4 protein-coding genes and 1 pseudogene are annotated in these 6,515 nt (G+C 71.3%); 4 read left to right on the top strand and 1 reads right to left on the bottom strand.

Annotation, left to right across the window (positions count from 1 at the left end; all coding sequences use genetic code 11):
• Positions 1-125: 125 nt before the first annotated feature.
• Positions 126-713 (top strand): GNAT family N-acetyltransferase, encoded by a 588-nt coding sequence (locus tag TAE01_RS20220; protein WP_246111479.1) that lies wholly within the window; start codon positions 126-128, stop codon positions 711-713.
• Positions 714-735: 22 nt separating this feature from the next.
• Here TAE01_RS20220 and TAE01_RS20225 read toward each other — a convergent pair whose 3' ends face one another.
• On the bottom strand, positions 736-1,173 hold the full coding sequence (locus tag TAE01_RS20225; protein ID WP_147068610.1) for a PaaI family thioesterase: 438 nt from the start codon (positions 1,171-1,173) through the stop codon (positions 736-738).
• A 76-nt stretch (positions 1,174-1,249) separates the two neighbouring features.
• Here TAE01_RS20225 and polA point away from each other — a divergent pair, with 76 nt between their 5' ends.
• The 3 genes and pseudogenes from polA to TAE01_RS20240 all read left to right on the top strand — a co-directional run.
• Positions 1,250-3,925, top strand: a complete 2,676-nt coding sequence (gene polA, locus TAE01_RS20230) for a DNA polymerase I (protein ID WP_147068611.1) — start codon at positions 1,250-1,252, stop codon at positions 3,923-3,925.
• A 197-nt stretch (positions 3,926-4,122) separates the two neighbouring features.
• Positions 4,123-4,716 (top strand): hypothetical protein, encoded by a 594-nt coding sequence (locus tag TAE01_RS20235; protein WP_147068612.1) that lies wholly within the window; start codon positions 4,123-4,125, stop codon positions 4,714-4,716.
• Positions 4,713-6,515: pseudogene (locus TAE01_RS20240) on the top strand (hypothetical protein); the annotation flags it as partial. The gene TAE01_RS20235 and the pseudogene TAE01_RS20240, both read left to right, overlap by 4 nt.

The raw sequence follows: 6,515 nt of genomic DNA on the forward strand, positions 1-6,515 counted from the left end.
GGGGCACCACGACATCCGTCGTGGTGCCCCGCTTCGTACCTGTGCAGTTGCGATCTGCTCTTCCGCCGCGTCCCCGATGGTCGTAGTGTCTGCCGGGTGACCTCGGGGCCGGAACAGGAGGAATGATGGGTCGAGCAGTGGTCTCGGTGCAGCGCGTGGACGAGGGTCTGCACTCGCCGTTCATCGAGCTGTGGATCACCCACCGGATCGAGGGCGGCACCACCCCCGAGGCCGCCCAGCGCCTCGCCCTCGACGGCACCTTGCGAAACGCCTTGCAGCGCAACGACATCTGCGCCTTCGTCGCCTTCACCGACGGCCGGCCTGCGGGCTACGTCGTCCTCGCGGACTCGACGCGCAGCCTCCTCGTCGACTCGCCGTGCGTGTCGATCGACATGCTCTTCGTGCACCAGGACTTCCGGCGGCAGGGCATCGGGCGCGCGTTGCTGTCGGCTGCGTCCCGCTACGCCGACCGCCAGGGGTGCGAGCACCTCGCCAGTGCGGTTCCCGCGGGCGACCGCGAGGCGAACCGTTTCTTCGCGCGACTCGGGTTCGCCCCCGAGACGGTGCGCCGGGTGGCCTCGGCCGCGACGCTGCAGCGCAAGCTCTCGGGTGAGTCGCGCACCCAGCGGGTCTCGCTCGACCTGCTCCAGCGTCGTCGCGACCTCAGGGCGCGGGCCCGCGCGCCGCGCCACGACCCGAAGATCGCCGGCTAGGCCCGCTCCGTCCCGCTCCGGGTCAGGCCCCCGGAGCGGCGTCGCGCAGCAGGCACGTGATCCTCGAGGTGCACAGGCGGCGGCCGTCCTCGTCGGTGACGACGACGTCGTAGCTCACCAGGGTGCGGCCGGCGCTGAGCAGCGTCGCGGTGCCGGTCACGACGCCCGAGCGGGCGGCGCGGTGGTGCGTGGCGTTGATGTCGAGGCCGACGGCCACGCGTCCGGGTCCCGCGTGCAGCTGCGCGCCGATGGAGCCCAGGGTCTCGGCGAGGACGACGCTCGCGCCGCCGTGGAGCAGGCCGTACGGCTGCGTGTTGCCGGCCACGGGCATGGTGGCCACGAGGTGTTCGGGGGAGACCTCGGTCATCTCGATCTGCATGCGCTCGAGCAGCGTGCCCTCCGCCATGGACCGCATGTCCTCGAGGGTCTGTCCGGCTGCCTGGGTCGAAGAGTCAGTCATGGCGGGATCGTATGCCGCCCTCCCGCCCCGCGGTGCCCCGGCTCATGCCGTCGGTGGCCGCCACTAGGGTTGCCGTGTGAGCCGACTTCTCCTCCTCGACGGACACTCGCTGGCCTATCGCGCGTTCTTCGCGCTTCCCGCCGAGAACTTCTCGACGACCACCGGGCAGCACACCAACGCCGTCTACGGCTTCACCTCGATGCTCATCAACATGCTGCGCGACGAGGAGCCGACCCACGTCGTCGTGGCCTTCGACAAGGCCCGCCAGTCCTTCCGCACCGAGGAGTACGCCGACTACAAGGCCGGTCGCGCCCGCACGCCCGACGAGTTCCAGGGCCAGATCCCGCTCGTCAAGGAGATCCTCGACGCCCTCCGGATCCGCTACGTCGAGCTCGACGGCTACGAGGCCGACGACATCATCGCGACCTTCGCCACGCAGGCCGAGGCCAAGGACCTCGACGTCCTCATCTGCTCCGGTGACCGTGACACCTTCCAGCTCGTCTCCGACAAGGTGACGATCCTCTACCCGGTCCGCGGCGTGTCCGAGGTCTCGCGCATGGGCCCGACCCAGGTGCAGGAGAAGTACGGCGTCCCCCCGACCCGCTACAGCGACCTCGCCGCCATGGTGGGCGAGAGCTCCGACAACCTCCCGGGGGTGCCCGGCGTCGGCCCCAAGACCGCGGCGAAGTGGATCACCCAGTACGGCGACCTCGACGGCATCGTCGCCAGCATCGACCAGATCCCCGGCAAGGCCGGCCAGTCCCTGCGCGACCACCTCGACCAGGTGCTGCGCAACCGCCGCCTCAACCAGCTCGTCAAGGACAGCCCCGTCGGCGTCGAGATCGAGGACCTCCAGCGCACCCAGTGGAGCCGCGAGGAGGTCCACACCGTCTTCGACGGCCTCGAGTTCCGCGTCCTGCGCGACCGGCTCTTCGCCACGGTCGAGGCCGCCGCCCCCGAGGCCGAGGAGGGCTTCGACGTCGACGGCGCCGTGCTGGAGCCCGAGGCGGTTCCGGCGTGGGTGGCCGAGCACCTGACGACCGACCAGCGCTCCGGCCTGTCCGTCGCCGGCACCTGGGCGCGCGGCACCGGCGACGCGAGCGGCATCGCCGTCGCGGCGGCCGACGGCAGCGCGGCATGGATCGACCTGCAGACCCTGACGCCCGAGGGCGAGGGCGCCCTCGGCGACTGGTTCGAGGATGCAGGCCGGCCCAAGGCCATGCACGACGCGAAGGGGCCGATCGAGGCGTTGGCGGCCCGCGGCTGGTCGCTCGCGGGACTGACGAGCGACACCCAGCTCGCGGCATACCTCGTCAAGCCCGACCAGCGCACCTATCACCTCGACGACCTCGTCCTGCGCAACCTGCACCGCGAGCTGAGCGGCTCCGCCCCGACCGACGGCCAGGGCATGCTCGACTTCGGGGGCGACGCCGACGAGCAGGCCGCGCAGAAGGAGATGGTGCGCGCCACGGCCGTGCGCGACCTCGCCGCCGTCCTCGACGAGCAGGTGGCCGCGACCGGTGGCGCCGACCTGCTCGCCGACGTCGAGCTGCCCCTCGTCGACGTCCTGGCCCGCATGGAGCGCACCGGCATCGCCGTCGACGTGCCCGGCCTCGACGCGCTCGAGACCGACTTCGCCGCCAAGGTCGCGAGTGCCCAGCAGGACGCCTGGGACGCGATCGGCGGCGAGAAGATCAACCTCGGGTCGCCCAAGCAGCTGCAGGAGGTGCTCTTCGGCACGCTCGGCATGCCGAAGACGAAGAAGACGAAGACCGGCTGGACCACCGACGCCGACGCGCTGACCGACCTGTTCGCCAAGACGGAGCACCCCTTCCTCGAGGCGCTCCTGCGACACCGCGACGCGGCGCGGCTGCGGGTCACCGTCGAGGGACTGCAGAAGTCGGTGGCCGACGACGGCCGCATCCACACGACCTACCTGCAGACCATCGCCGCCACCGGGCGCCTCAGCTCCACCGAGCCCAACCTGCAGAACGTCCCGATCCGCACCGAGGAGGGGCGCCGCATCCGCGAGCTCTTCGTCGTGGGGGAGGGCTTCGACGCGCTCATGTCGGCGGACTACTCCCAGATCGAGATGCGCGTCATGGCGCACCTGTCCGGCGACGAGGGGCTCATCGAGGCGTTCCGCACCGGCGAGGACCTCCACAAGTACGTCGGCTCCAAGGTGTTCGGCGTCGAGCCCGACCACGTCACGGCCGCGATGCGCTCGAAGGTCAAGGCGATGTCCTACGGCCTCGCGTACGGCCTGTCGGCCTTCGGCCTGTCGAAGCAGCTGACCATCAGCACCGAGGAGGCGCGCGGGCTCATGGAGGGCTACTTCGAGCGCTTCGGCGGCGTCAGCGCCTATCTCAAGGAGATCGTCGCGGAGGCCCGCGGCACCGGCTACACCGCGACGATGTTCGGCCGCCGGCGCTATCTGCCCGACCTGACGTCGGACAACCGCCAGCGCCGCGAGATGGCCGAGCGGATGGCGCTCAACGCGCCCATCCAGGGGTCGGCCGCCGACATCATGAAGGTCGCGATGATCGGCGTCGACCGGGCGTTGACCCGGGCCGGGGCGAGGTCCCGCATCCTGCTCCAGGTCCACGACGAGCTCGTCCTCGAGGTGGCGACCGGTGAGCGTGACGACGTCGAGGAGCTCGTCCGCCACGAGATGGGTCACGCCGCCGAGCTCGACGTCCCGCTCGACGTCAACGTCGGGGTCGGACGCTCCTGGCACGACGCCGCGCACTGACCGGCGCCCGCGTCGCCCCCCTCCCGCACGGGGCAGGTGGGCGGTCGCGTACCCGTTCGAGACGGGCATTTGGTCACGTTATGGACACGGCGAGGTCGTCTCCGTCACTTGCCACCACGCGCTGACGCGCCCACCTGCATACTGCTCGGTAACTTGCACCCGCCAACGGAGACGGGTGCTTTTACTGTGAGGTGGACATGGTCAGAAGCCTGGTCACAGGTCTGTGTCTCGCCGTCTTCGCGGCGGTCATCATCGGGCTCAGCAACATCCTCGGTCTCGACCTCGAGCACGTCGCCCTGCTGGGCGCGGCTCTCGGTGGCGTCCTCGGTCTCGTCCCGCACCGTCCCGCCTGGGGCAAGGTGGCGGGGTTCTTCGCGGGCTTCCTCCTCGCGTGGCTCGGTTTCGCGCTCCGCGCCGCGCTCCTGCCGGACTCGTCCGCGGGCCGTGCCGTCGCAGCCTTCATCGTCGTGGCGCTCGTCGCGGTCGTCGCCGCGGTGTCGGGTGGCCGCCTGCCCCTCTGGAGCGGGCTCGTCGGCGCCGCATCGATCGTCGGCGCCTACGAGTCGGTCTACACGGACGCGCCGTCGCAGTTCCTCAGCGACTCACCGGCGGCCGCCACCACCGTCCTCCTGGCCGTCGGTCTTGGCTACCTGGCCACCAACCTCCTTGCGCCACAGACTGACTCGTCGCCCCGTACGGCGGGTCGTCGCCGTTCGGTCGAGGACCCCGACGCCGTCTCCGAGCGGTCGACCACCCATCTCGACGACCTCGTGACGGGAGCAGCCCAGTGAGCAAGCGAACCCTCGCCACCATCGTCGCCGGTCTGGCGACGATGCCCACCCTCCTGCTGCTCGCGGCCACGCCCGCGGCCGCGGCCGGTGATCCGAACGTCCAGGTCTCCAACACCGAGACCGTGCAGGCCTACCTCGACGCCTCCGGGACGCTCGACGTCGCGCGCGTCTACGAGCAGGTCGCCATGAAGGGCCACGGCACGGTCGACCTCAAGAACCCGGTCGAGACCCAGGGCCTGCGCAACCTCGACGGCTTCGGTGGGTTCGACGTCGAGAACGGTGCCATGGTCGGTCGCTACGACGTCGACGGTGAGCAGCAGCTGCGCACGGTCAGCGACTACACGAAGAAGCTGCCCCTCGAGGTGCACGCCGCCTACACGCTCGACGGCAAGCCCGTCGAGCCCGGGGACCTCCTCGGTCGCAGCGGACGCCTCGGGGTGACCTACACCGTCAAGAACGTGACCGCGACGTCGCAGGTGGTCACCTTCGACGACGGCACCGGCCACAGCACGTCCGCCACCGAGGACGTCGTCATCCCGATGGTCGGGTCGCTGACGACGACGCTGCCCGACACCTTCACCAACGTCAGCTCGAAGGAGGCCAACCTCGCCGGTGACGGCCGGGGCGGGACCAAGCTCACCTTCACCATGACGTTGTTCGGGCCCATCGGGACGCCGACCACGACCTTCGGCTACACGGCGGACATCGTCGACGGCACGCTCCCGAAGGCATCCGTGGCGGCCCTGCCCGTCAGCCCCCTCGACAGCCCCTCCTTCAAGGGTGGAGCGGCGAGCTACAAGAGCGGCGCGACGACCGGGGTGACCCTGACCGCCGGCGCCACGGAGATCGACTCCAACCTCCTCAAGCTGCGCGACGGCGCCGGCACGCTGCTCGCCGGGCTCATCCAGCTGCGCGACGGGGCGCGGCGGCTCGACGCCGGTCTGGGTGCCCAGGCGCTCCCGGGCTCGCGCCAGCTCGCCACGGGCGCAGGTCAGCTCAAGGCCGGGACCGACCAGCTGCGGTCCGGTGCGGGCGCAGCGAAGGACGGCTCGTCCAAGGTGGCGGACGGCGCGACGAAGGTCGCGTCCGGGGCCGGCCAGCTCGACGCCGGCGCCAGGAAGCTGAGCGGCGGCGCGGCCCAGGTCGACGACGGCGCCGGTCAGGTCGCGGGCGGTCTGCACCTCCTCGGTCAGGGCGCTCCCGCCCTCGTCGACAACCTGGCGCTCGTCGCGGACGGCCTCGACCAGGTCGACGCGGGCCTGACCCAGATGTACGACGGCGTCGGTGGCCTCCCGGACCAGGCGAAGCCCCTCCACGAGGGCATCGCCAAGCTCCGCGCCGGCCTCGGGGCCAAGGGACAGGCCGACACCCTCATCGACGGGGTCGACCAGATCCGCGAGGGGCTCGCGACCGCGACCACGAAGGGCGGCAGCCTCGACCAGCTCAAGGGTGGCGTCGACGCATCCAAGGGCGGTGTGGACCAGTCCAAGGGCGGGGTCGACCAGTCCAAGGACGGCGTCGACGCATCCAAGGGCGGTGTGGACCAGTCCAAGGACGGCGTCGACCAGGTCCGCGCGGGCCTGCAGGACGCCCTCAAGACCGGTGGTGGCATCGACCAGCTGAGCGGGGGAGTGTCGATGGCCTCCAAGGCGGACTGCGGCGTCGCCTGCCAGACGATCCTCGGCCAGGTCCAGCTCGGCCTGACCGACCTGCGGACCAGGACGATGGCCGCCTCCGGGGGCCTGGGACAGGTGTCCGGGGGCCTGGGCCAGGTCTCCAAGGGCCTCGGTCAGGTCTCC

It is taken from the genome of Terrabacter aerolatus (genome assembly GCF_007991735.1).
Taxonomy (GTDB): Bacteria; Actinomycetota; Actinomycetes; order Actinomycetales; family Dermatophilaceae; genus Terrabacter; species Terrabacter aerolatus.